A 23895-nucleotide genomic window follows, 5' to 3' on the forward strand; every position below is an offset into this window, starting at 1 on the left:
ACGCCGCCCCAGAACCGGCGTTTCCAGAGGGCACGTCTCTTCTCTCGCGGACCGCCATGACCGAAACGCCCCCGCCGCTCGCCTTCGATGTCATTGTCGTTGGTGGCGGACACGCCGGATGCGAAGCCGCCGCTGCCGCGGCGCGGGTCGGCGCGCGCACGGCGCTGGTCACCCATGCCTTCGCCACCATCGGCGCCATGTCGTGCAATCCCGCCATCGGAGGGCTCGGCAAGGGCCATCTGGTCCGCGAGATCGATGCGCTGGATGGGTTGATGGGCCGCGTGGCGGATCAGGGCGGTATCCAGTTTCGCGTTCTCAACCGCCGCAAGGGTCCGGCCGTGCGCGGGCCGCGCGCCCAGGCCGATCGCAAGCTCTATGCGCGGGCCATGCAGCAGGCGCTCACCGAGCAGCCGGGGCTCGTGGTGATCGAAGGTGAGGCGGACGACCTTCTGGTCAAGGAAGGCCGCGTGGCCGGACTTCGCCTCGCCGATGGCCGGGCGCTCACATGCGGCGCAGTGGTGCTCACCACGGGCACTTTCCTCAATGGGCTGATCCATCTCGGCGAGGAGAGCACTCCCGCCGGCCGCATGGGCGAGAAGCCGGCGCTTGGCCTCTCCCCTGCCCTCGCGCGCCTCGGCCTCGCCCTCGGCCGGCTTAAGACCGGCACGCCGGCCCGGCTTGATGGCCGCACCATCGATTGGGCCAGCCTGGAGATGCAGGCGGGCGATGATCCGCCCGAGCCTTTTTCGGCGCTGACCACCCGCCTGCCGAACCCTCAAGTCGAGTGCGGCATCACCCGCACGACGGACGCAACGCATGCGCTGATCCGGGAGAACCTCTCCCGCTCGGCCATGTATTCCGGTCGCATCGGCAGCACCGGGCCGCGCTACTGCCCCTCCATCGAAGACAAGATCGTCCGCTTCGGCGATCGCGACGGCCACCAGATCTTCCTGGAACCGGAGGGGCTGGACGATCCCACGGTTTATCCGAACGGCCTGTCCACCTCCCTGCCCGCCGATGTGCAGATCGCCTTCCTGCGCACCATCCCCGGCCTGGAGCGGGTCGAGGTGATGCGGCCGGGCTATGCCATCGAATACGATCATGTGGACCCGCGCGAGCTTGGCCCGACGCTCGAGACGAAGCGCGTCGCCGGGCTTTTCCTCGCCGGGCAGATCAACGGGACAACGGGCTACGAGGAAGCCGCCGCGCAGGGTCTGCTGGCCGGTGTCAATGCGGCGCGTCGGGCCGGCGGGTCAGACGGCACCGTATTCGACCGCGCCGAGGCCTATCTGGGCGTGATGGTGGATGATCTCGTCACGCGCGGCGTCAGCGAGCCGTATCGCATGTTCACCTCGCGCGCCGAGTATCGGCTCACGCTGCGGGCTGACAATGCCGACCAGCGCCTGACCGCCCGTGGCGCCGCACTGGGGCTGGTCGGGGGCGAACGGCTGACGCATTTCGACGGGCGCACCCAGGCGCTGGAGGCGGCGCGTGCGCTCACCCGCAGCCTCGCCTTGACACCGTCGGAGGGTGCGCGGCACGGGTTGGCCCTGAACCGAGACGGCCAGCGCCGGTCGGCCTTCGACCTTCTCGCCTATCCCGACATCGACATGGACCGCCTCGCGGCGATCTGGCCCGAGCTGAAGGCTCTGCCCCAGGCCATCGCCGAACAGGTGGAGATCGATGCGAAGTACGCGGTCTATCTGGAGCGGCAGGCGGCCGACATCCAGACCTTGCGCAAGGACGAGGCGCTCGCTCTTCCGGAGGAGCTGTCCTATATCGACCTGCCTGGTCTCTCCAACGAGCTGAAGCAGAAGCTGGAGCGCGTGCGGCCAAGGACTGTCGGTCAGGCCGGGCGGATGGAGGGGATGACCCCGGCAGCCCTCGCCCTCATTGCCACCCACGCGCGTCGGGCGGGCGGACGCTCCGCATGAACGTCTCGCGCGTGCTGTGGATCATGGGGATGGAGGCACGTGCATGAAGCCGACCGGGGCAGTCGCAGACGATGCCGCGCGCGCGGCTGTCGAGGCGGCGGTTTCACGTGAAACATTCCGCCGTCTCGGCCTCATCGTGGAGCTGCTGCGCAAATGGCAGAAGACCATCAATCTCGTTGCCCCGGCGACGTTGTCCGAGGTGTGGAGCCGCCACATCGCCGATTCGCTGCAATTGATTAACCATGTTGCAGCCGATTCGACACGGTGGGTGGACCTCGGTTCGGGCGGCGGATTTCCCGGGCTCGTGGTGGCGGCCGCGCTCTCGGAGCGGCCGGGGGCCGATGTTCATCTGGTGGAGAGCGACACGCGCAAGTCGGCCTTCCTGCGCGAGGTGGCGCGGGTGGCGGAACTGCCGGTGACGGTTCATGCCCACCGAATCGAGCAGGTGGCTCAAATGCTTGCGCCGGGCACCGAGGTGGTGTCCGCCCGTGCGCTGGCGCCCCTGCCCAAGCTTCTGGAGCTGGCTGAGCCTTTCCTCACCGCCGGCGCCCTCGGGGTATTTCCCAAGGGGCGCGACGCTGAACGCGAATTGACCGAGGCCCGTAAAGGCTGGACACTCGATTGCGATCTTCGCGCCAGCGTCAGCGACCGAGAGGCGCGGGTTCTTCTCGTCCGAAGCGCCCGGCGCAACAGCAAGTAGCCGCCCCACCGGGAAGGCGCGCCCATAGGGCCGGCGCCGCTCAGTGGACGTTCGACACCGCTGGCCCGCGCTCGCGGGATCAGATCCTAGGGGACCATGGGCCATGAGCCAGGCTGACCATTCCGCGAAAGCCGATCTTTCCAAGCCGGCGGGCGCCCCGCGCGTGCTGGCGCTGGCCAACCAGAAGGGCGGCGTCGGCAAGACCACGACGGCGATCAACCTCGGCACCGCCCTCGCGGCCATCGGCGAGACCGTGCTCGTGGTGGACCTCGACCCTCAGGGCAATGCCTCCACCGGTCTTGGCATCGACCGCCGCTCGCGCAACCTCTCCACCTATGACGTGCTGGTGGGCGAAGCCTCCATGCAGGAGACGGTGATGCCCACGGGCGTGCCGCAACTGTATGTGGCTCCCTCCACTCTCGACCTTTCCGGCCTTGAGCTGGAGATCGCCGCGGAGCGCGACCGTGCCTTTCGCCTGCGGGACGCGCTCAGGGCGCTCGCGTCGGATCCACAGGCGCCGCGCTTCACCTATGTCCTGGTGGATTGCCCCCCGTCGCTCTCGCTGCTCACCGTGAACGCCATGGCGGCGGCGGACGCGATCGTCGTGCCGCTGCAATGCGAATTCTTCGCGCTGGAGGGCCTCTCCCAGCTGATGAAGACGGTGGAGCAGGTGCGGGTGGGGCTCAACCCCAGCCTCACCATCCACGGCATCGTGCTGACCATGTATGACGGCCGCAACAATCTGTCGGAACAGGTGGTGCAGGACGTGCGGCAATTCATGGGCGACAAGGTCTATGAGACCATCATTCCCCGCAATGTCCGCGTGTCCGAGGCACCGTCCTATGGCAAGCCGGTTTTGCTCTATGATCTCAAGTGCCTGGGATCTCAGGCCTATTTGCGGCTCGCCTCGGAAGTGATCCAGCGCGAGCGGGCGGCGCGCGCGGCGGCTGCGGCCTGACGGAAGACCAGAGGGACAGGACCAAGATGGCGGACGAACAGCGCTCCCGGCTCGGGCGGGGGCTTGCCGCGTTGATCGGCGAGATGGGGGAGCCGCAGGCCGCTCCGGCCCGCAGCTCCGGCCCGCGCGGGGGGCCGCGCCGCGTGCCCATCGAGCAGGTGAAGGCCAACCCGCGCAATCCGCGCCGCGCCTTCCTGGAGGAGGGGCTGGAAGACCTCACCGCCTCCATCCGCGAGAAGGGCATCATCCAGCCCATCGTGGTGCGGCCCCTGAAGGGATCGGACAGCTTCGAGATCGTGGCCGGCGAACGCCGCTGGCGCGCGGCCCAGCGGGCGAGCCTGCACGAGGTTCCCGTGGTGGTGCTGGAGCTCACCGATCGCGAGGCGCTGGAAATCGCCATCATCGAGAACGTCCAGCGCGCCGACCTCAACGCCGTCGAAGAGGCGCAGGGCTATGAAGCCCTGATGGACGAGTTCGAATACAACCAGAACGAGCTTTCCAAGGTCATCGGCAAAAGCCGCAGCCACATCGCCAACACGCTGCGCCTGCTGAAACTGCCCGATTCGGTGAAGGGGCACCTGGCGGAGGGGCGGCTCAGCGCCGGCCACGCGCGCGCGCTCCTCTCCGTGGCCGACCCGGAGAAGGTGGCCCGCGAGGTGATCTCCAAGGGGCTCACGGTGCGGGATGTGGAGGCGCTCTCCAGGGCCAAGCCGCCGGTGGTGCCGGAGAAGGGCCGTGGCGTCCCTGCGCCAGCCTCCGAACGGAAGAGCGCGGATACGCGGGCGCTGGAGAAACGGCTTACCGATGCGCTCGGTCTGTCCGTCAGCCTTGACGGCAAGGGCGAGGCCGGCGAGCTGCGCATCCGCTATGCCAGCCTCGACCAGCTCGACGAGATCTGCCGCCGCCTTGGGCTGGATTGAAGTTCAACGCAGCTGACAAAGAAAAGGCCGGGCGTGTTGCCCGGCCTTTTTTGCGTTCCAAGATGAGGCCCGCGTCTTCTTGCGCAGGCGCGGCCTTATCTTGAAATCAGGCGGCGGCCTTGCGGCGGGTCGTCTTCTTCGCGGGGGCGACGGGTGCCTTCTTGCGGGTCTGGCCGAGGCCCATGTTCTTGGCGAGTTCCGAGCGGGCCGCAGCATAGGCCGGGGCGACCATGGGATAATCCTTGGGCAGGCCCCACTTCTCGCGGTAAGCCTCGGGGGTCATGCCGTAGCTGGTGCGCAGGTGCCGCTTCAGAGACTTGAACTTCTTCCCGTCTTCCAGGCAGATGATGTATTCGGGCGTCACCGACTTCTTGAGCGGGACGGCCGGCTTCTGCTCCTCCACCTGCGGCGCGGCGGGGGTGCCGAGCTGGCCGAGGGCGCGGTAGACGGACTCGATGAGACCGGGAAGCTCGGCGGCCGCGACGCTGTTGTTGCTCACATACGCGGCGACGATGTCCGCGGTGAAGTCGATGAAGGTCGGCGACGGAGTATTGGACGCGGAGTCGCTCACGGGAGTCCCTTTCTGTTCTTCGCTAAAGCGAGCTGGCAATGCGGGGAGCGGTTGGAATGCGACCGGGCTCGGTATGGCTTCGGCCACATGCTCCGCCGAGGCAGACGCCGCATCGGCTGATTAAGTTACGCGGTTTATCTATAGCACCTCGTCCTATAAATACAATCGGCTGCCAAAAACTCTTGGAAAGTGAGCAATAGAGCCAGTTTGCGGCGGTCGATGAGGGGCCCTGCCCGGCTCCGTCGAACGAAATGATCCATGCCAGATCAGCGAATCGCAGCCTCGACAGATGAAAACATCGGCCATGGGAAGTGTTCCCGGTGCATGGTCCGCGAAGCCAGTGCGTCCATAGCCGGGGAGATACTAGCCCGATGGCTTCGCGCGCTGTTTTTCTGTGCCGGCGACAACAAGTACATGCCCCGATTTGTACAACTTCCAGATGCGGCAGACGGTCGAGGCTTCCGTCACGTCGGCGCCCCGGCGCCGTCCTGATTTGACGGAACGCATCACGCGCCTGAGCTTGCCGCTGGCGTAGCCGAGACTTCCGGACCCGGCCACTGGTGTGGCGCGCAGAACCGGGTTAGGTGGGGTCGTTCCGCCCTGGCCGGGGCGGCCACCGTTCAAGGGTCGATGCGGTTCCCGAAGCGGCATCGGCCGTGCAATGTCGCCCGCCCGGCGGGGACGAGGATGCCATGCCACGCGCCGTCGCCGGACCCGAGATCGAGCGTCTGATCCAGCTTCTGGCCCGCCTGCCCGGCCTTGGGCCGCGTTCGGCGCGCCGCGTGGCCCTGCACCTCATCAAGAAGCGCGAGGCGCTCATGGCGCCGCTGGCGACGGCGCTGGGCGATGCCATCGGCAAGATCGTCACCTGCCGGACGTGCGGCAACGTGGACGTGACGGATCCCTGCACGGTCTGCACCGACCCCTCGCGCGACGGGCGCACGCTGGTGGTGGTGGCGGACGTGGGCGATCTCTGGGCCCTGGAACGCGCTGGCGTTCTCAATGCCCGTTATCATGTGCTGGGGGGCGTTCTCTCGCCGCTGGACGGCGTGGGGCCGGACGACCTGAATATCGCCAGCCTCGTCACCCGCGTGCACGCACAGGAGGTCTCGGAAGTCATCCTGGCGCTCGGCGCCACGGTGGACGGGCAGACGACGGCCCATTACCTCACCGATGTCCTGCGCGACACCGGCGCCCGTATCACCCGCCTCGCGCAGGGCGTTCCCGTGGGCGGCGAACTCGATTATCTGGACGAAGGCACCCTCTCCGCCGCCATCCGCGCACGCACGCAGATGTGATCGGCGGAGTGTCAGTCTTCCCCAGCTTTCACTGCAGCATCCGCTCGAAATTGATGACGAACAGCTTGGGGTCCGGGCGCTTGTTCACCTGCACGTTCGACAGCGAGACCTGCGTGTCGTAGCCCTGCGGATCGGTCACGACCCACTGCTTCAGCGCCGAGGTCTTGGCGTCGAACAGGATCAGCAGACGATAGGTGCCGAACATGGGCACGGTTTCCTGCATCACCACAGTCACGAAGCGGTCGTCCTGGAAGATGCCGGTCACATGCGGCTCGGTGCCGAGGTCGATGCGCTCCGCCAGCAGGAAGCGCAGCGGCGTCTGCGACAGGGGCGTGATGTCCTGGGTGTTGAGATTGCGGTCGCGCACGGCCACCGACTGGCCGTTGGAGATCAGCTCCACCGGGCTCGGCGCATCGTATTCGAAACGCACGCGTCCGGGCTTCTGCATGTAGAAGTCGCCGGTGCGCTTGGAGCCGTCCGGGTCGATCTGGGTGAAGGTGCCGGTCATGGACTGCACCGAATTGAAGTAGCTGGTGATGCGCTCCACGGTCGCCTTCGGCGCGCGGCCATCGGCCGGCTGCGCCACGGCAACGGGAGCCGCACCCTTCGCCTGGCCCTGGGGTCGCATGAGGTCGCCGGGGGGCTGCACCGTCTGGGCGACGGCAGGAACAGCCGCGACCAGCCCCAGCGCCAGCAGCAGGCCGGCGGCGCCGGCGCGGCGCGTCTTCGCCGACGGGACGCGGGCCTCGCGGGGGGTGAAGCGGGTGGCGGCGGAGCGGATGAGCATCATGGGCATCTCTGGCGCAGGGCGTGTCGCGGGCAGGAAGGTCATTCCCGACGCTCCGATCCCGCCCCGCGCGGGCTGATCGGATGGACAGGGGTCTAATACGCAACTTGCGGCCGGGCTATGGCGAACCTGTGGCCTTGCCGACGCCCGGGAAAACCGCCCAGCGCCGCTTGTGTTCCGGTTCGGCCGAAGCTGCAACCGGAACCGGGAACCGCTCACGCGGGAATGTGACGCAACGCGCCTACTCGGCTGCCTGCTCGGGCAGCAGGATCTCCCGCTTGCCGGCGTGATTGGGCGAGCCGACAAGGCCCTCCTTCTCCATGCGCTCGACCAGCGAAGCCGCGCGATTGTAGCCGATCTGAAGCCGGCGCTGGATATAGGAGGTGGAGCATTTGCGGTCGCGCATCACCACCGCCACCGCCTGGGAATAGAGGTCCATGCCCTCGTCGCCCATGCCGCCCTTGTCGAACACGGCGCCGTCGCCGTCCTCATCCTCCGCATCCTCGGCGGTCACCGCCTCCACGTAGGAGGGCGCGCCCTGGGCCTTGAGGTGCTTCACCACGCTCTCCACCTCCTCGTCGGAGACGAAGGGGCCGTGCACGCGGCTGATGCGGCCGCCGCCGGCCATGTAGAGCATGTCGCCCTGGCCCAGCAGCTGCTCGGCGCCCATCTCGCCGAGGATGGTGCGGCTGTCGATCTTCGAGGTCACCTGGAAGGAGATGCGGGTGGGGAAGTTCGCCTTGATGGTGCCGGTGATGACGTCCACGGACGGGCGCTGCGTGGCCATCACCAGATGGATGCCCGCCGCGCGGGCCATCTGGGCAAGGCGCTGGATGGCGCCCTCGATGTCCTTGCCGGCGACCAGCATCAGGTCGGCCATCTCGTCGACGATGACGACGATGTAGGGCAGGGGCTCGAGGTTCATCTCCTCGCTCTCGTAGATGGCTTCGCCGGTCTCGTGGTCGAAGCCGGTCTGCACCGTGCGGGCGATGGATTCGCCCTTCTCGCTGGCGTCCTTCACCCGGGCGTTGAAGCCGTCGATGTTGCGCACGCCCAGCTTCGACATCTTCTTGTAGCGGTCCTCCATCTCCTTCACCGCCCACTTCAGCGCCACCACCGCCTTCTTCGGATCGGTGACGACGGGGGCAAGAAGATGGGGGATGCCGTCATAGACGGACAGCTCCAGCATCTTGGGATCGACCATGATGAGCCGGCACTGTTCCGGCTTCAGCCGGTAAAGCAGGCTCAGGATCATGGTATTGATGGCCACCGACTTGCCCGAGCCGGTGGTGCCGGCCACCAGCAGGTGCGGCATGCGGGCGAGGTCGACGATCACCGGATCGCCGCCGATGGTCTTGCCCAGCGCGATGGCGAGCTTGTGCCCGGTATCGCCGAAATCCTTGGTGGCGATCAGCTCGCGCAGCAGCACCTTGTCGCGCTTCTGGTTGGGCAGCTCGATGCCGATGGCATTGCGGCCCGGCACCACCGCGACGCGGGCGGACACGGCGCTCATGGAGCGTGCGATATCGTCGGCGAGGCCGATGACGCGGGACGACTTGATGCCGGGCGCGGGCTCCAGCTCATAGAGCGTCACCACCGGGCCGGGGCGCACCTGGCCGATCTCGCCGCGCACGCCGAAGTCCTGCAACGTCGCCTCCAGCTCGCGCGCGGTCCCGGAGAGGGCCTCCGGGCTCATGGCGGGGGCCTTGGCGGGGGGCGCGGGCGTCAGCAGATCGAGGGAGGGATGCTGGTAGCCGGCGCGGCGGCCGCCACGACGGGCGGCCCGGCGGCGGGCGGCGGCGCCTTCGGGCGGGGCCTCCAGCGGGGCATCGGGGAGATCGTGGGGCGCGGGCGCGATGGCACCCTCCAGGCGCGGCTCCTGCCGCTGGCCCGGCCTTTCGGCGGGCGCGGCCGAGGTGGCGGCGGGCAGGGGCCGGCGGGCGAGGCCGGCGCCGGAGAGGCGCGCCTTCCACGACAGGAAGGTATGGGTGAGGGCGCCGAGGGAAACGGCGGTGCCGTCGTCCTCCTCGTCCTCGTCGCCCACCTCGCCCGGCAGCTCGGAGGCGGGAGCGAGCTTCAGCGGCGTGCGCCGGCCGCCGCTCAGGGCGAAGAACAGGCCGGCGGCCCCGATCGCGAGGCCGGCGGCCCCGATGAGCATGGAATCGAGGCCGGCGAGCGCGCCGCCCCGCATCACGCCGAAGGCGCGTGGAAAGAGATCGCCCAAAGCGCCGCCGAGACCGGTGAGGCCCGGCCAATGCTCGGGCTGGGGGATGGCGCCGAGGAATGCGGTGGTGCCCAGCACGCCGATGAGCCAGCAGGTGATGCGCAGCCGCTCGCGAGCGAAGGGTCGGTGGGTCACGAGCCGCCAGCCGGCATAGAGCGGCGGCAGCAGCACGGCCAGCGCCGCGAGCCCGAACAGCTGGACCAGCAGATCGGCGATGATCGCGCCAGGCCGGCCCAGCAGGTTTGTCACCGGGGCATGGGTGGCGTTGGAGAGGCTCGGGTCGGTCGCGGACCAGGTGCCGAGCGCCACGAAGGAGGTCAGCGTCGCGAGGATGAGGCCGGTGCCGACGATCTCCCGCCCGCGCCGGCGCACCACCAGCCGGATGCTCTCCGGGATCAGTTCGAGCCGGTGCGCATGGTGATGAGGCGCATCCATCCGGCTGTTGATGACGGCATCGGCGGTGGCTGCCTTCGGGCGTCGGCGGGCCATGGGCATCGGCGCGGCTCCCTTCAGAGGGCTGCGACGAGGCGCTTCAGCACCTCCTCGCAGGTGGGCAGATCCTGGACCAGCGCGACGCGCAGGAACCCGGCGGAGGGGTTGGCGCCGGTGAGGTCGCGACGGGCGAGATAGCCGCCGGGCACCGTGCGCAGGCCCTGCTCGCGCCACAGCTTCACCGCCGCCGCCTCGCCGCCGGTCAGGTGGTCGTCGGCAAGGTGGGACACGTCGAGCCACAGGAAGAAGCCGCCGCCCGGGCGCTCATAGCCGAAGCGGCCGGCGAGCATGCGGTCGGCGAGGTCGAACTTCGCGGCATAGAGGTCGCGGGAGCGGGCGACGTGGGCCTCGTCCTCCAGCGCGGCCACGGCCACCGCCTGCAACGGCTCCGGCACCTGCGGCGCTGCGACCCAGCGGAAGGCGAGAAAGTCCTTCAGAAACGCCGGATCACCGGCGCAGAAGCCGCAGCGCAGGCCGGGCAGGGAGGAGCGCTTGGACAGGGAGTTGAAGGCCACGACGCGGGAGAGATCCGTGCCGGCCACTTCAAGGATGCCGGCCGGCCTTTCCGCGCCGAGGTAGATTTCCGAATAGCACTCGTCCGAGAACAGAAACGCCCCGTTGCGCCGTGCCAGCTCCAGCGCCTTGCCGAGATACTCGGCCGAGGCGATGGCGCCCTGCGGATTGGCGGGGGAGGCGATGTAGAGGGCGACCGTCCGCTTCAGCAGGTCCGGATCGAGGGCGTCGAGGTCGGGCAGCCAGCCGCTTTCCTTGGTGGTCGGCATCACCACCGCCTCGCAGCCGGCGGCTTCCGCGCCCGCGGCATAAGCGGCATAGAAGGGGTTGGGCAGCAGCATGGCCGGCTTGCCATTGGCGCCCTTCGCGGGATCGGCCAGGCGCTGGGCGACGATGGCGGCGGAGAACAGGCCCTCGCGGGAGCCATTCAGCGCCAGCACTTCGCGGTCGGCATCGAGCGGCTTCGCCAGCCTGTAGCGCTGCGCCAGCCAGCTGGCGGCCGCGGCGCGGAAGGTCGGCGTGCCCTCGGCACGCGGATAGCGGCCGAAGCCGGCGAGATTGCTGTTGAGGACCGGACCGACGAAATCCGGCATGGCGTGCTGCGGCTCGCCCACGGCGGCGCTCAGCGGCTGGCGCCCCGGCTCGATCCCCGCGAGGAGGTCGGCAAGCCGGATGAAGGGCGAGCGGCGGTCTTCCGGGGGAGCAGCGGGGGCGGGTGGCACGGCTTTGCGGTCTTTTCTGGCGGACTTCGTCATCCGCTCCAGAATGGGACCAGCCGGTTAAGGTGTGGCTAACTTAACCCGGCGATCCGTCAGACTTTATGCCCCAGCACCTCGCGCGCCTGTCGCGCATCGGCCTTGATCTGCGCGACAAGCGCGTCGATGCCGTCGAACTTCAGCTCCGGCCGGATATAGGCGTGGAATTCCACCTCCAGCGACTGGCCGTAGAGGTCGCCGGAATAATCGAACAGGTGGACTTCCAGAAGCGCCCGGCCGTTGTCGAAGGTGGGGCGCCGCCCGTAGTTCGCCACGCCGTCGAACCGGCCGGCCGGCGTGACGGCGCGCACGGCGTAGATGCCGAACGCCAGTTCCAGATCCTGCGGCAAGGCGAGGTTGGCGGTGGGAAAGCCGATGGTGCGGCCGCGCTTGTCGCCGTGGATCACCTCGGCCGTCACCGCGAAGGGCCGCCCCAGCATGTGGGCAGCGTGGCCCACCTGCCCCGCCGCCAGCGCCTTGCGCACGGCGGTGGATGAAATCGCGTCGTTCTCGTCGCGCATGGGCTCGACCACGGTCACCGCAAAGCCGTGTCGTTCGCCGGCCTCCTTCAGGAAGGCGGGCGAGCCGGCGCGATGACGGCCGAAATGGAAATCGAAACCCACTGCGATCCCGGCGACGCCGTAGCGGCCCACCAGCACCGCGCGCACGAAATCCTCCGCCTCCATGGCGGCAAGGGCGGCGTCAAATTCGAGCACGATCGCCCCGTCGAGGCCGCTGTCGGCGATGTAGCGCAGTTTTTCCGCCGCCGGAGTCAGGCGGAAGGGGGCGGCGGCGGGATTGAAGAAGGTGCGCGGGTGGGGCTCGAAGGTCAGCGCCAGCGCCGGCCCGCCCGCCTCGGCCGCCATGGTTCGCGCTGCCGCGAATACCGCCTGATGTCCACGATGCACGCCGTCGAAATTGCCGATGGCGATGACGGGGCGCGCCAGCGCCGGCGGCAGGTGTTCGCCGCCACGCACCAGCACGAAATCAGGGGGAAGAGACACGGTCATCGGCGGGCGCAAGCCTTGCCTTGGTGTTCTGCGGAATGCCCGGAACCTCGGCGGCACCGGGACAGGATATTCGGCCTTCGGGATCGGTCAAACCGCACGCCGGTACAAGAAACGCACTGCTACCACGCGAGGCGGGGCATGACGCCGCGCGGATGGGCGTGGCCGGTGAAGAGATCGGCGAGGGATTCGGTGTCTGGAATGGCGCCGTCGATGGATTTCAGCTCCTGCGCATGGATGCCGCCGGAGATGAAGAGGCTGTCGAAGCCGGCGTCGTTGGCGCCGGCGATGTCTGTGCGCAGCGCGTCGCCGATGCCGAGCACGCGGTTGCGCTCCACCGCCTCGCCGCGGATCACCTCGGCGCGCGCGAAGGCGGTGTCGTAGATGGGCCGGTAGGGTTTGCCGCACCAATAGGCCTTGCCGCCGATCTGCTCATAGGCCTGGGCAATGGCGCCGGCACAGAAGATGAGCTTGTCGCCGCGCTCCACCACGAGATCGGGATTGGCGCAGATGAACGGCAGCTCCCGCGCCTTCATGGCGGCGAGGGCATCGGCATAATCCTCCGGCGTCTCCACGTCGTCGTCGAGGAGGCCGGTGCAGACCACGAGGTCCGCGTCCTCAAGGGAGGCGAGGGTGAGGTCCAGCCCGTCGAACGTGCCCACGTCCCGCGCGGGGCCGAGGTGATAGACGCGGGCGCCGGGGCGCGCCTCAAGCATGTCGCGCGTCACGTCGCCGGAGGTGACGATGGCGTCATAGGCGGTGCGCGGCACGCCGAGGCCGTCGAGCATGCCCATGATGAAGCGGTTGGGCCGCGGCGCGTTGGAGACCAGCACCACGGTCGCGCCGCCGGCCCGCGCCTTCGTCAGCGCCTCGCAGGCGGCGGGAAAGGCCGCGACGCCATTGTGCAGCACGCCCCAGACATCGCAGAGGATCAGGTCGTAGTCACCGGAGAATGCGGAGAGGCCCTCCACCAGCGGCGGGGCGTGCAGGGGGTGGCGGGTGCCGGTCTCGGCCATCGGTCTCTCCATTGTGCGGCGCACAGGTGCCATGGAAGGCCTTGAATCACAAGGCCGGGGCGCCCGGCGGGTCCGCGCTCTGCGCAGGTCGGCGGTGAAGCGCGGGCCGGATCAGGGATGCCCTTTGCCGGGGTGACCACCGGGATGGCCGCCCGGATGCCCGCCGTGCTGCCCACCATGACCCCCCATGCCATGGGGATGCCCGCCGCCTCCCCCATGGGGATTTCCGTGCGGATGGCCGCCGCCCTTTGGCGGCTCCTTCTGCGCCACCGGCGTGGTGGAGCGGGTCCGGGCCTCGATGCCGGGCAGCGCCTGCACCAGCGTGCGGAAGGCGTCGCCCCGCACCTCGAAATTGGGATACTGGTCGAAGCTGGCGCAGGCGGGGGAGAGCAGCACCACCGCATCCGCGCGGCCGGAGGCCTCCGCATCCCGCGCGGCGGCTTCCACCGCCTTGTCGAGGGTGCCGACGATCTCGTGGGGCACCGCGTCCCCCAGCGTCGCGGCGAAGTCCTGCGCCGCCTCACCGATGAGATAGGCCTTGGCGACACGATCGAAGAACGGCGCGAGCGGTTCGATGCCGCCGGCCTTGGGCTTGCCGCCGGCAATCCAGAAGATGTCGGTGAAGCTGGTCAGCGCCCGCTCGGCGGCGTCCGCATTGGTCGCCTTGGAATCATTGACGAACAGCACCTTGCCCTTGTTGCCCACCTCTTCCATGCGGTGGGCGAGGCCGGGAAAGCGCTTCATCGCCACAGCGATCACCTCGGGCGCGACCCCCAGTGCGCGGCAGGTGGCATAGGCGGCGGCGGCGTTCTGGGCATTGTGGGTTCCCCGCAGGGAGCCGATGCCGCCGAGGGGCAGGCGGAACACCTCGGCGCCGCCTTCGGACACCACCAGCGTCTCGCCCTCGCGCCAGATGCCGTCGGGCAGGGGACGCCTGACCGAGATGCGCACCACGTGCTTGCCGGCGCGCTCCGTGCGGTCGGCCATGGCGGCGGAGAAATCGTCGTCCACGCCGACCACGGCGGTGCCGGTCTGCTCGACGCCGGTGACGAGGCGTTCCTTCACCGCCGCGTAGTTCTCGATGGTGCCGTGGCGGTCGAGATGGTCCGGGGTGATGTTGAGCATCACGCCCACGGAGGGGTCGAGGCCGGGGGCAAGGTCGATCTGGTAGGAGGAGCACTCCACCACATGCACGCGGCCGGGCTTCGGCGGGGCGAGGGAGAGGATGGCGGTGCCGATATTGCCGCCCATCTGCACGTCGCGACCGGCGACGCGCAGGATGTGGGTGATGAGCGCCGTGGTCGTCGACTTCCCGTTGGTGCCGGTGATGGCGACGAACGGCGAACGGCGCGCGATGGCCTGCCGCTCGCGGCAGAACAGCTCGATGTCGCCGATGATCTCGACGCCCGCCGCCTGCGCGAGCTTCACCGACCAGTGCGGCTCGGGGTGGGTCAGCGGCACGCCGGGCGCCAGCACGAGGGCCTGGACGATGGTCCAGTCGATGTCGTGCAGATCCTGGACGGGGATGCCGGCCTCTCCGGCCTTGCGGCGCGAGGCTTCTGAATCGTCATAGGCGACGACGGTGGCGCCGCCGGCCTTGAGCGCCTCTGCTGTGGCAAGGCCCGAGCCACCCAGCCCGAAAAGGGCGATGGTGGCATCCTTGAAGACGGTGACGGGGATCATGGCGGTAAAATCGTCCGTTGTGGCAATGCACTCCGGGCTTTCGTCTAGAGCATGATGCGGAAAAGTGCGAACCCCTTTCGTAGGCAGACGGCCGGCGGGGCGCGCCCTAAGGGAAATCCCCTGCTTGCCGTGGATGACATTCATACTATTGAATGTAGGAGACGGACACGCGGGATTGCCGCGCCAACCTTGGGAGAACGAGATGGTCGCAAACGTGGGTGGATTTGATCGCGTGCTGCGTTTCGTCGCCGGGATCGTGCTGATCCTGGTGCCGTTCGTGGCCCCCTCCGTGCCGGCGCTGGGCGGGCTCGGCAACTGGACCTGGCTGATCGGCGCCGTGGGCGTGGTGATGCTGCTCACCGCCGCCTTCCGCTTCTGCCCGGCCTATCCGCTGCTGGGCATCAATACGTGTGGGCGGGGGTGAAGGCGCCCGACGACTGATTGAAAAAAGCCCGCGGGAGGCGCTCCCACGGGCCTTTTTGTTCGTCGATACCGCCCTTCACCGCAGCTTCAGCGTCGCGAGGCCCGCCAGCGCCAGCACCACGGCGACGATCCAGAAGCGGATCACCACCTGCGGCTCGGTCCAGCCGAGCTGCTCGAAATGGTGGTGGATGGGCGCCATCTTGAACACCCGCTTGCCGGTGAGCTTGAACGAGGCCACCTGCACGATCACCGAGACGGCCTCCAGCACGAACAGGCCGCCCACCACGGCGAGGACGATCTCGTGCTTGGTGGCCACCGCCACCGTGCCGAGCAGGCCGCCCAGCGCCAGCGAGCCGGTGTCGCCCATGAAGACCTGGGCGGGTGGGGCGTTGAACCACAGGAAGCCGAGGCCGGCCCCCATCACCGCGCCGCAGACCACCGCCAGCTCGCCGACGCCGGCGACGTAATGGATCTGCAGATAGTCGGCGAAGCGCACGTTGCCGGAGAGATAGGCGATGAGGCCGAAGGTGCCGGCCGCGATCATCACCGGCACGATGGCGAGGCCGTCGAGACCATCGGTGAGGTTCACCGCATTGCCGGCCGCGACGATGACGAACATGCCGAAGATGGCGAAGAAGACGCCGAGATTGAGCAGCAGGTCCTTGAAGAAGGGGAAGGCTACCGAGGTGGAGAGGCCCGACTTGCCCATGGTCATGATGATGACCACGGCGACGCCGGAGATCACCGCCTCGATGGCGAGGCGCGTCTTGCCGGAGAGGCCGTTGTGGGTCTGCTTCGTCACCTTCAGGTAGTCGTCATAGAAGCCGATCATGCCGAAGCCGAGCATCACCAGCAGCACGGCCCAGATGTAGATATTGAAGAGGTTCGCCCACAGCAGCGTCGCCACCGCGATGCCGGCGAGGATCATCAGCCCGCCCATGGTGGGCGTGCCCTTCTTGGTGAGCAGATGCGACTGCGGCCCGTCGGTGCGGATGGGCTGGCCCTTGCCCTGCTTCAGCCGCAGCATGGAGATCATCGCCGGGCCGAACAGGAACACGAACAGCAGCGCCGTCATCACCGCGCCGCCGGTGCGGAAGGTGATGTAGCGGAAGACGTTGAAGGCCGTGAAGGACTGGTGGAGATCGGCAAGCCACTGGAGCATCTGAATTCTATCCTTCGAGCAGCGCATCCTCCCCGGCGCGGAAGCGCTCGGCGAGGCTCTTGACCAGCGGTCCCATGCGGCTGCCGTTGGAACCCTTGACCATCAACGTGTCACCGGCCCGGATGGCGGAGGCCACCATGGGCTCGAGGTGGGAGGCGTGGATCGCGTAGCCGCCCCGCCGCTCGGAGGGCAGGGCCTGCCAGAGCGCGTGCATGTGCGGCCCGCAGCAGAAGACCTGATCGATCTTCGCCGCGCGCACGGCCTCCGCCAATTCCGCATGGTGGGCGTCGCCGTCGTCGCCGAGCTCCAGCATGTCGCCCAGCACCGCGATGCGGCGGCCGCGCGGGCCGACGGGGGTGCGGCTGAGCACGTCGAGGGCGGCGCGCATGGAGGCGGGATTGGCGTTGTAGCTTTCATCCAGCAGCGTCGCCTGCCCGCCCTTTACCTGAAGGCGCAGCGCGACGCCGCGTCCGGCCGGCGCCTTCATGCGGGAGAGCGCGAGGCCGGCCAGAGCGAGGTCGGCGCCCACCAGCTTCGCCGCAGCGAGCACCGCCAGCATGTTCTGCACGATATGGCGCCCGGGCATACCGACCTTGAAGGTCACCGGCGTGCCCATCACGTCGGCGACGCCCACCGAGCAATAGGATTGCAGCGCCGCCTCCTTCAGCCGCACGTCGGCGCCGGCCGTCTCGCCGAAGGTGACGATGCGGGCGATGCCCTGCGCCTCGGCGGCCGCCTTGAGGCGGGGAAACAGCGGGTTGTCGAGATTCAGCACCACCGCACCGCCCGGCTCCACGCCCTGGAAGATCTCCGCCTTGGCGTCGGCGATCTCCTCGATGCCGGAGAAGTGCGCGATATGCACCGCCTCCACCGTGGTGATGATGGCCACCTGCGGGCGCACCAGCTGCACCAGTGGCGTGATCTCGCCGGGATGGTTCATGCCGATCTCGAACACGCCGTAGCGCGCCTCGCGCGGCAGCCGGGCGAGGGAGAGGGGCACGCCCCAGTGATTGTTGTAGGAGGCGGCGGAGGCGTGGGTCTCGCCGTCGGCGCCGAGGGCGATGCGCAGCGCCTCCTTGGTGGTGGTCTTGCCCACCGATCCCGTCACGGCAACGATACCGGCGTTGGAACGCGCGCGGCTGGCGCGGGCAAGGTCGGTCAAGGCGGCGAGCACGTCGTCCACCACGAGGAGGGGGGCGTCGGACGGGAACTGATCCGCCTTGTCGCGCGCCACCACGCAGGCGGAGGCGCCGGCCTCCAGCGCCTTGATCACATAGGCATGGCCGTCGCTGTTCTCACCGGCGATGGCGAAGAAGACGTCGCCGCGGGCGAGCGACCGGCTGTCGATGGAGATGCCGGTGGCATCGCGCGGCGCGCCGCGCACCTCCGCCCCCATGGCCGCCACCATCTCGGCGACGCTGTGGAGGATGCGGCCCTTCTGTTCTGCCGTACCCGCGTCCGCACTCATGCCGCGACCTCCTTGAGGGCGGCGAGGACTTCCGCCGCGTCCGAGAATGGATATGTCCGGTCGCCGATGATTTGGCCGGTTTCGTGACCCTTGCCGGCAACGAGCAGTGCATCCCCGGCTTCCAGCAGCGCGACGCCGGCCCGGATCGCCTCAGACCGGTCGCCGATCTCCCGCACGTCGCCCCGGCCGGCGCCGCGCGCGCCTTCCAATACCTCCGCGCGAATCGCCGCCGGCTCTTCGCTGCGCGGGTTGTCGTCGGTGACGATCACCACGTCCGCCTTCATCGCGGCGATGGCGCCCATGATCGGACGCTTGCCCCGGTCGCGGTCGCCCCCGCAGCCGACCACCACCACCAGCCGGCCGGGGATGGCGGCGCGCAGCGTGTCGAGAACGGTCGCGAGCGCTTCCGGCTTGTGGGCATAGTCCACGAACACCGGCCGGCGCGGGTCATCGCCGATACGCTCCAGCCGGCCGGGAACGCCCGTGAGGTGGGCGAGGGCGGCGAAGGCCTCCGCCCGGTCCGCCCCGCAGGCGATGGCGAGGCCGGCCGCGAGCAGCGCATTGTCCAGCTGGAAGCGCCCCACCAGCGGCACCACGGCGCTGGAGCCGTCCGCGAACATCACTTTCTGTCCGGCGGGCGAACCCGTCGCGGCGGCGATGTCGATGCCGTCCGACCGGCCCTCGCCGATGGGCAGGAGCCTGAGCCCGCGCGTCTCAGCCCACGCGAGCGCCGTCGCGGCGAAGGGGGCGGAGGTGACGGCGACGGCGCCGGCGTCCTGCGGCATCACCTCGGTGAAGAGGCGGAGCTTGGCGCGGAAATAGGCGTCCATCGTCGGGTGATAGTCGAGATGGTCGCGGCCGAGATTGGTGAAGCCGCCGGCGGATAGGCGCACACCGTCGAGCCGTTTCTGGTCCAGGCCGTGGGAGGAGGCTTCGAGCGCCATGTGGGTGACGCCCTCGCCCGCGAGCGCGTCGAGGGTGGCGTGCAGCTCCACCGGGTCGGGCGTGGTGAGGCTGCCATAGGTGGCGCCGTCCGGCTTCACCAGGCCGATGGTGCCGAGATACGCCGCGCGATGGCCGAGCCGCTCCCAGATCTGCCGCAGGAAGAAGGCGACGGAGGTCTTGCCGGCGGTGCCGGTGACGGCGGCGATGGTCTGCGGCTGGCGCGGATAGACGCGTGCGGCGGCCAGCGACAGCGAGCGCCGGGCATCCAGCGTGAAGGCGAGGGCGACCTGCGGCGGCAATCTCGGGGCGGGGGCGGTCGGCTCCATCAGCACGGCGGCGGCCCCGCGCGCGATGGCGTCGGCGATGAAGCGCGTGCCGTCCGCATGGGTGCCGGGGATGGCGACGAACAGATCGCCGGGCGTGATGCGCCGGCTGTCGGAGGACAGGCCGGTGATGGGCTCCTGCGCGCCGTCCGGCGTCAGGATGCGGGCGTGGCCGTCCAGAATCTGTCCGAGGGGAAGGAGCTGTCCGAGGGAATGCATGGTCATCGGACCCCTTTCTGGCATTCGCCCGCCCCGGTTGTCACCCCGCGCGGGCTGCCGCTGCGGTGGCGGTAACGTGATCCCGCACCGGTGACGTTAATTGCGGTCGGCGACCTTGAGCGGCATGCGCAGCAGCTGCTCCGCGTCAGGCAGGTTCTGGCGCGGCGCGATGTTGAGCATGGGCGCGATGCGCTCGACGATCTTGCCCGCCGTGGGCGCGGCGTTCCATCCCGAGGTGGCGTAGCCATAGGTCTCGGGCGTCGCCTTGGGCTCGTCCAGCATCACCAGAACGAGGTAGCGCGGCTTGTCCATGGGGAAGACCGCGGTGAAGGACGTGAGCAGCTTGTTCTTGGCGTAGCGCCCGTTCACCACCTTCTCGGCGGTGCCGGTCTTGCCGCCGACGAGGAAGCCGGGCACCTCGGCCTTCTTGGCTGAGCCCTTCTCGGCATTGAGGCGCATGACGTAGCGCATCTTGTCCGACGTCTCGGGCTTGAGCACGCGCACCGCCACCTTCTGCGCTTCTTCCGGCGTGCGCTTGATGAAGGTGGGCGGAATGAGGAAGCCGCCGTTGACCATGGAATTCACCGCCATCACCGCCTGCAGCGGGGCGACGGAGAGGCCGTGGCCGAAGGCGATGGTGGCCGAGTTCAGCTCGCCCCAGCGCTTCGGCACGATGGGCTCTGAGCTTTCCGGCAGCTCGGTCTTGAGCCGGTCGAGCTGGCCCATCTTCTTCAGGAACGCCTTGTGCGCCTCCACGCCCAGGGAGAGCACCATCTTCGCCGTGCCCACGTTGGACGAGACGAGGAAGATTTCCGGCACGGTGAGCACGCGGTTCTCGGCGTGGTAGTCGTGGATGGCGAACTTGCCGAAATGCAGCGCGCCGCGGGCATCGAAGCTCGAATTCAGGCCGATCTTGCCCGAATCCAGCGCCATGGCGAACGACAGCGCCTTGAAGGTCGAGCCCATCTCATAGACGCCGGTGGTGAGGCGGTTGAGATAGGCGTCGTCCTTGGGGTTGCCGGACATGTTGGGGTCGAAGTCCGGGATCGACACCATCGAGATGATCTCGCCGGTATTCACATCGGTGACCATTCCCATGGCGTGCAGCGCCTGGAACTTGGTCTTGGCCTTCACCAGTTCGTCGCGCACGGCGTGCTGCACGCGCACGTCCATGGAGAGCTGGACCGGCTCCTGCTGCCGGTCGGTGGCGAAGCCGGCGAGATGCAGCTCGGCGAGGCCCCGGCTGTCGATCCACTTCTCGATGCCGGAAATGCCCTGGTTGTCCACGTTCACGCCGCCCATCACGTGGGAGATGATGGGACCGTCGGGATAGATGCGGCGGTTTTCCTTGAGGAAGCCGATGCCGGGAATCCCGAGCCGGTGGATGGCGCGCATCTGCGCCGGCGTGATCTCGCGCTTCAGCCAGGCGAAGCCCTTGCCGGAATTCAGGCGCTTGCGCGCCTCCTCGACATCGAGGTCGGGCAGCACCTTGAGCAGGCCTTCCAGCGCCTCGTCGGGGTCGATGAGGCGGCGCGGCTCGGCGAACAGGGACGGGGACTTCACGTCGATGGCGACGATATCGCCGTTGCGGTCGATGATGTCCGGGCGGGCGGAGGCCACCGCATCCGAGCCGCGCCCGCGCCCGCCGCCGCCGTCCGCGGTCATGGCGAGGTGGGAGAGCTGAACCGCGATGGCCACGAACAGGCAGCAGAACGCGAACATCACCAGCTTGATGCGTCCGCGCGCCACGGTATCTGGATCGCCCCGGTCGAGGCCGAACAGGCCACGCACGACGTGGCGGACACCGCGCCAGGCGAGGTGTCCGAGATGCACCGCGAACGGCCATACCACGTTCCAGCTCGCGACGGCGGCCCGCGCGGAGGCGCGCGCCGTGGCGCGACCGGCGGCCTTGCTGCCGGCACCAAGGCGATCGAGCAGGACCGCGCAGGAGGCATCGGCGTCCCGCAGCGCGGGGCCGACGGCGGCGACGATGCCGGCCCACATGCGGGCGAGGCGGGCGGAGATGGAAGACAGATCAGCCATTTCGGACCTCGTCAGCGGAAACCGGCCAGGAATCCGGAGAGCTTTTCGAGGGGATTGGTCGGCTCCGGGGGCGGGGCCGGTGCGGCGGCGACCGGCGCCGGCTGCATGGGGGGCAGGGGCCGCGGCGCGGCTGGGGGACGGGGCGTCGCCGACGCGCTCGGTACCGGCTTCGCCACCGGCGCGTTCGCCGGGCGCAGCGCCGATGTCGCCGGAACGGTGGCGCCGCCGGAGCTGGTGGGCGCGGTGGTGGAGGCTGTCGGCTTGGAGCCGGCCGAGGACGTGACGAGAGGTGCGTCCACCAGTGCCTCGATCATGCCGCCGATGCCGTCGCCGCCGGAGGCGGGCTTGGCGGGCAGATCGTCGAGGCTGGAAATCGAATCGACATCGAGCCGCTTCATGTCGAGATGCCGCTCGGCGAGGCCCTGGATATAGATGGGCGACGTGCGGCGGGCCCATTCCGCGCGCAGCAGCGCGATCGAATCGCGCTCCTTGCGGATCTGGGTGCGCAGGGTGGCGAGCCGCTCGGCCTCGGCGGTGGACGAGACCTTGAGCTGGTAGACCACCGCGGCGGTCACCAGAAGCGCGACGACCATCACGACATTGGCGACCCGAAACATCTCGACTAGCGTCTCCGCCCTGCGCGTTGCGGTGATGGAGGCGGAAGCAGCCCCATCAGGTCACCGCCCGGATGCGCCGGGGCGTCCGTGCGCTCGGCCGCGCGAAGTTTCGCGGACCTGGAGCGCGGGTTGCCTGCCACTTCGTCGGGACCGGGCTCTACCGCTCCCTTCGCCACGAGGCGGAAGGAGGGCTCCGGCCCTTCCGCTTGCGGCTGGTGGCGCGAGGCGGACGGTGCCTTTGACCGGTGTGACAGAAAAGTCTTAACGATCCTGTCCTCCAGCGAATGGAAGGTGACGACCACCAGCCGCCCGCCCGGCCTGAGCGCCCGCTCGGCGGCGGCCAGCGCCTCCACAAGCTCCGACAATTCCTCGTTCACGGCGATCCGCAGGGCCTGGAAGGTGCGGGTGGCCGGATGCATCTCGCCGGGCTTCGCCCACACCACGCGGGACACGATTTCCGCCAACTGAGACGTGCGGGTGATGGGCGCTTCCTCCCGCGCCTTCACGATGGCCTTGGCGATGGCGCGTGAATGCCGCTCCTCGCCGAAGGTCCAGATGATATGGGCGAGGCGCACTTCATCGAGCGTGGCGCAGAGGTCGGCGGCCGAGAGCCCGTCCGCGCCCATGCGCATGTCCAGAGGCCCGTCGCGGCGGAAGGAGAAGCCGCGCTCGGCCTCGTCGAGCTGCATGGAGGAGACGCCGATGTCCAGCACCACGCCGTCGAGCGGGGCGAAATCCTGCTCGGCGGCGATCTCGTCGAGCCGGGAGAAGCGGTCCTGCACGAGGAGGAGGCGCTTGCCGGAGGCTTCCACCAGCGTCTGCCCGGCGGCGATCGCCGTGGGGTCGCGGTCGATGGCGAGCACCTGGCAGTCGGCCGCGGCGAGGATGGCGGAGGTATAACCTCCCGCGCCGAAGGTGCCGTCCACATAATGGCCGGCGTCCTTCGGCGCGAGGTGCGCGAGAACCTCGCGGAGCATCACCGGCAGATGACGGGCCGGTCCGCCAGCGGCGTCGGCGGGGCCGACCCCGTGGCCCGTCGTCATGTCCGTTCGCCCCTCGGGTTCTCCGCTCGGGAGCCGATGGCCTGGCGCAGCTCGCGCACCCGTCGGGTGGCCTCCGCGAGATGTGCCTTCAGCCGCTCCGGTTCCCAGATCCGGAACTTGTGTCCTAGCCCGACGAACGCCACCTGGTCGGTGATCGCCGCATGGGCCTTCAATGTCTCCGTCAGCACCACCCGGCCCTCCGGGTCGATGCGCAGCGTCTCGCTGGTGCCATAGAGGGCGGCAGCCAGCTCCTCGCGCGCCTCGGAATAGGGCGGGTAGCTGCCGATCAGCGCGTCGATCTCGCCGACCAGACGGTTGCCGCCGGCATCCAGCGCCGGTTCCGCGAGGCTCGGATGGCAATAGAGGCCGTCCGCGCCGTCCTTCATCAGCACCGTCCGGTAGGGCGCGGGGATGGAGACCCGGCCCTTGGCGTCAAGGCGCATCGTGTAGGTGGACACGAAGCGGTCCATGGCGCCCGGGTGCCCTCGTGTTGCGGCGGGCGCCGCTCAAGGCCGCCCGCATGACGGCGACGGCCGTCCATCCTGTTCATGGGTGCTTATGGGTTATCATGGGCTGGCATGGGCCGTCAACGAAACGGCATGGGCAGAGCCGTCCCGAAACGGGACGGTCGCCCGGCTCAAGGGGAACATCGCGCGAACGAATCGCGCGCGAATCGGAGTGAGTCCCGTCTTCCCCTTCCGTTCCGTCGCGTTCCGCCCCTCCTGCGCGCGCCTTGCCCCTGCCCCCTTGCCCATGGCCATATGCGCCACCGGCCGCAGGGGGCCGGCCGAAGG

20 protein-coding genes are annotated in these 23895 nt (G+C 69.1%); 6 read left to right on the top strand and 14 right to left on the bottom strand.

Going from position 1 to position 23895, the window contains the following annotated elements; all coding sequences use genetic code 11:
* The first annotated feature begins 56 nt into the window (after window positions 1-56).
* The 4 genes from mnmG to V5F63_RS00400 all read left to right on the top strand — a co-directional run bounded on the left by mnmG (window position 57) and on the right by V5F63_RS00400 (window position 4512).
* Entirely contained in the window at window positions 57-1934 is a 1878-nt protein-coding gene (mnmG, locus tag V5F63_RS00385) for a tRNA uridine-5-carboxymethylaminomethyl(34) synthesis enzyme MnmG (protein WP_394101252.1), read from the top strand.
* A gap of 43 nt (window positions 1935-1977) precedes the next feature.
* Entirely contained in the window at window positions 1978-2634 is a 657-nt protein-coding gene (gene rsmG / locus V5F63_RS00390) for a 16S rRNA (guanine(527)-N(7))-methyltransferase RsmG (protein WP_394101253.1), read from the top strand.
* Between the two features lie 103 nt (window positions 2635-2737).
* A complete protein-coding gene (locus V5F63_RS00395) occupies window positions 2738-3592 on the top strand; it encodes a ParA family protein (RefSeq protein WP_394028429.1) in 855 nt (284 codons plus the stop codon).
* Between the two features lie 26 nt (window positions 3593-3618).
* Window positions 3619-4512, top strand: a complete 894-nt coding sequence (locus V5F63_RS00400; RefSeq protein ID WP_394101254.1) for a ParB/RepB/Spo0J family partition protein — start codon at window positions 3619-3621, stop codon at window positions 4510-4512.
* A gap of 106 nt (window positions 4513-4618) precedes the next feature.
* Here V5F63_RS00400 and V5F63_RS00405 read toward each other — a convergent pair whose 3' ends face one another.
* Window positions 4619-5083, bottom strand: a complete 465-nt coding sequence (locus V5F63_RS00405) for a Ros/MucR family transcriptional regulator (RefSeq protein ID WP_209487016.1) — start codon at window positions 5081-5083, stop codon at window positions 4619-4621.
* A gap of 692 nt (window positions 5084-5775) precedes the next feature.
* Between V5F63_RS00405 and recR the strand changes: the two genes are divergently transcribed.
* Complete coding sequence (recR, locus tag V5F63_RS00410) at window positions 5776-6381, top strand: recombination mediator RecR (RefSeq protein ID WP_394101255.1); 606 nt, start codon at window positions 5776-5778, stop codon at window positions 6379-6381.
* Window positions 6382-6409: 28 nt separating this feature from the next.
* On the opposite strand, the gene V5F63_RS00415 is transcribed toward recR, so the two are convergent.
* From V5F63_RS00415 to murD, 6 genes are all read right to left on the bottom strand, one after another.
* Window positions 6410-7213 carry an outer-membrane lipoprotein carrier protein LolA gene (locus V5F63_RS00415; protein ID WP_245327280.1) on the bottom strand — a complete coding sequence of 268 codons (804 nt, stop codon included), beginning with the start codon at window positions 7211-7213 and terminating at the stop codon, window positions 6410-6412.
* Window positions 7214-7409: 196 nt separating this feature from the next.
* Window positions 7410-9827, bottom strand: coding sequence for a DNA translocase FtsK (locus tag V5F63_RS00420; RefSeq protein ID WP_245327874.1), 2418 nt, complete (start codon window positions 9825-9827; stop codon window positions 7410-7412).
* A 74-nt stretch (window positions 9828-9901) separates the two neighbouring features.
* A complete protein-coding gene (locus V5F63_RS00425; protein ID WP_394101256.1) occupies window positions 9902-11152 on the bottom strand; it encodes an aminotransferase class I/II-fold pyridoxal phosphate-dependent enzyme in 1251 nt (416 codons plus the stop codon).
* A gap of 56 nt (window positions 11153-11208) precedes the next feature.
* A complete protein-coding gene (locus tag V5F63_RS00430; RefSeq protein WP_394101257.1) occupies window positions 11209-12162 on the bottom strand; it encodes a bifunctional riboflavin kinase/FAD synthetase in 954 nt (317 codons plus the stop codon).
* 119 nt (window positions 12163-12281) lie between these two features.
* Window positions 12282-13175 (bottom strand): TIGR01459 family HAD-type hydrolase, encoded by an 894-nt coding sequence (locus V5F63_RS00435; protein ID WP_209487024.1) that lies wholly within the window; start codon window positions 13173-13175, stop codon window positions 12282-12284.
* A gap of 111 nt (window positions 13176-13286) precedes the next feature.
* The gene (murD, locus tag V5F63_RS00440; protein WP_394101258.1) at window positions 13287-14858 is read right to left on the bottom strand and encodes a UDP-N-acetylmuramoyl-L-alanine--D-glutamate ligase; all 1572 of its coding nucleotides are present in this window, start codon (window positions 14856-14858) and stop codon (window positions 13287-13289) included.
* Between the two features lie 202 nt (window positions 14859-15060).
* Between murD and V5F63_RS00445 the strand changes: the two genes are divergently transcribed.
* Window positions 15061-15282: a YgaP family membrane protein gene (locus V5F63_RS00445; RefSeq protein WP_209487028.1), complete on the top strand. Its 222-nt coding sequence runs from the start codon at window positions 15061-15063 to the stop codon at window positions 15280-15282.
* Between the two features lie 75 nt (window positions 15283-15357).
* Here V5F63_RS00445 and mraY read toward each other — a convergent pair whose 3' ends face one another.
* The 7 genes from mraY to V5F63_RS00480 form a co-directional block, all read right to left on the bottom strand.
* On the bottom strand, window positions 15358-16443 hold the full coding sequence (mraY, locus tag V5F63_RS00450; protein ID WP_209487033.1) for a phospho-N-acetylmuramoyl-pentapeptide-transferase: 1086 nt from the start codon (window positions 16441-16443) through the stop codon (window positions 15358-15360).
* A gap of 7 nt (window positions 16444-16450) precedes the next feature.
* Window positions 16451-17911, bottom strand: a complete 1461-nt coding sequence (locus V5F63_RS00455; RefSeq protein ID WP_209487035.1) for a UDP-N-acetylmuramoylalanyl-D-glutamyl-2,6-diaminopimelate--D-alanyl-D-alanine ligase — start codon at window positions 17909-17911, stop codon at window positions 16451-16453.
* Window positions 17908-19404, bottom strand: coding sequence for a UDP-N-acetylmuramoyl-L-alanyl-D-glutamate--2,6-diaminopimelate ligase (locus V5F63_RS00460; protein WP_394101259.1), 1497 nt, complete (start codon window positions 19402-19404; stop codon window positions 17908-17910). The genes V5F63_RS00455 and V5F63_RS00460 overlap by 4 nt, the downstream gene beginning before the upstream one ends.
* 90 nt (window positions 19405-19494) lie before the next feature.
* Window positions 19495-21441, bottom strand: coding sequence for a peptidoglycan D,D-transpeptidase FtsI family protein (locus V5F63_RS00465; RefSeq protein WP_394101260.1), 1947 nt, complete (start codon window positions 21439-21441; stop codon window positions 19495-19497).
* Window positions 21442-21452: 11 nt separating this feature from the next.
* Window positions 21453-22058 (bottom strand): cell division protein FtsL, encoded by a 606-nt coding sequence (ftsL, locus tag V5F63_RS00470; RefSeq protein WP_394028420.1) that lies wholly within the window; start codon window positions 22056-22058, stop codon window positions 21453-21455.
* Window positions 22059-22063: 5 nt separating this feature from the next.
* Window positions 22064-23101 carry a 16S rRNA (cytosine(1402)-N(4))-methyltransferase RsmH gene (gene rsmH / locus V5F63_RS00475; RefSeq protein ID WP_394028419.1) on the bottom strand — a complete coding sequence of 346 codons (1038 nt, stop codon included), beginning with the start codon at window positions 23099-23101 and terminating at the stop codon, window positions 22064-22066.
* Entirely contained in the window at window positions 23098-23571 is a 474-nt protein-coding gene (locus V5F63_RS00480) for a division/cell wall cluster transcriptional repressor MraZ (RefSeq protein WP_209487041.1), read from the bottom strand. Before V5F63_RS00480 ends, rsmH begins: the two co-directional genes overlap by 4 nt.
* Window positions 23572-23895: the final 324 nt, after the last annotated feature.

The organism is Xanthobacter wiegelii (assembly GCF_043193855.2).
Lineage (GTDB): Bacteria > Pseudomonadota > Alphaproteobacteria > Rhizobiales > Xanthobacteraceae > Xanthobacter > Xanthobacter flavus_A.

What these genes read in the sequence shown, in the direction of transcription:
- mnmG (WP_394101252.1), top strand. Translation starts at nt 57, where the DNA reads ATGACCGAAACGCCCCCGCCGCTCGCCTTCGATGTCATTGTCGTTGGT.
- rsmG (WP_394101253.1), top strand. Translation starts at nt 1,978, where the DNA reads ATGAAGCCGACCGGGGCAGTCGCAGACGATGCCGCGCGCGCGGCTGTC.
- V5F63_RS00395 (WP_394028429.1), top strand. Translation starts at nt 2,738, where the DNA reads ATGAGCCAGGCTGACCATTCCGCGAAAGCCGATCTTTCCAAGCCGGCG.
- V5F63_RS00400 (WP_394101254.1), top strand. Translation starts at nt 3,619, where the DNA reads ATGGCGGACGAACAGCGCTCCCGGCTCGGGCGGGGGCTTGCCGCGTTG.
- recR (WP_394101255.1), top strand. Translation starts at nt 5,776, where the DNA reads ATGCCACGCGCCGTCGCCGGACCCGAGATCGAGCGTCTGATCCAGCTT.
- V5F63_RS00415 (WP_245327280.1), bottom strand. Translation starts at nt 7,213, where the DNA reads ATGACCTTCCTGCCCGCGACACGCCCTGCGCCAGAGATGCCCATGATG.
- V5F63_RS00420 (WP_245327874.1), bottom strand. Translation starts at nt 9,827, where the DNA reads ATGGATGCGCCTCATCACCATGCGCACCGGCTCGAACTGATCCCGGAG.
- V5F63_RS00425 (WP_394101256.1), bottom strand. Translation starts at nt 11,152, where the DNA reads ATGACGAAGTCCGCCAGAAAAGACCGCAAAGCCGTGCCACCCGCCCCC.
- V5F63_RS00430 (WP_394101257.1), bottom strand. Translation starts at nt 12,162, where the DNA reads ATGACCGTGTCTCTTCCCCCTGATTTCGTGCTGGTGCGTGGCGGCGAA.
- V5F63_RS00435 (WP_209487024.1), bottom strand. Translation starts at nt 13,175, where the DNA reads ATGGCCGAGACCGGCACCCGCCACCCCCTGCACGCCCCGCCGCTGGTG.
- murD (WP_394101258.1), bottom strand. Translation starts at nt 14,858, where the DNA reads ATGATCCCCGTCACCGTCTTCAAGGATGCCACCATCGCCCTTTTCGGG.
- V5F63_RS00445 (WP_209487028.1), top strand. Translation starts at nt 15,061, where the DNA reads ATGGTCGCAAACGTGGGTGGATTTGATCGCGTGCTGCGTTTCGTCGCC.
- mraY (WP_209487033.1), bottom strand. Translation starts at nt 16,443, where the DNA reads ATGCTCCAGTGGCTTGCCGATCTCCACCAGTCCTTCACGGCCTTCAAC.
- V5F63_RS00455 (WP_209487035.1), bottom strand. Translation starts at nt 17,911, where the DNA reads ATGAGTGCGGACGCGGGTACGGCAGAACAGAAGGGCCGCATCCTCCAC.
- V5F63_RS00460 (WP_394101259.1), bottom strand. Translation starts at nt 19,404, where the DNA reads ATGACCATGCATTCCCTCGGACAGCTCCTTCCCCTCGGACAGATTCTG.
- V5F63_RS00465 (WP_394101260.1), bottom strand. Translation starts at nt 21,441, where the DNA reads ATGGCTGATCTGTCTTCCATCTCCGCCCGCCTCGCCCGCATGTGGGCC.
- ftsL (WP_394028420.1), bottom strand. Translation starts at nt 22,058, where the DNA reads ATGTTTCGGGTCGCCAATGTCGTGATGGTCGTCGCGCTTCTGGTGACC.
- rsmH (WP_394028419.1), bottom strand. Translation starts at nt 23,101, where the DNA reads ATGACGACGGGCCACGGGGTCGGCCCCGCCGACGCCGCTGGCGGACCG.
- V5F63_RS00480 (WP_209487041.1), bottom strand. Translation starts at nt 23,571, where the DNA reads ATGGACCGCTTCGTGTCCACCTACACGATGCGCCTTGACGCCAAGGGC.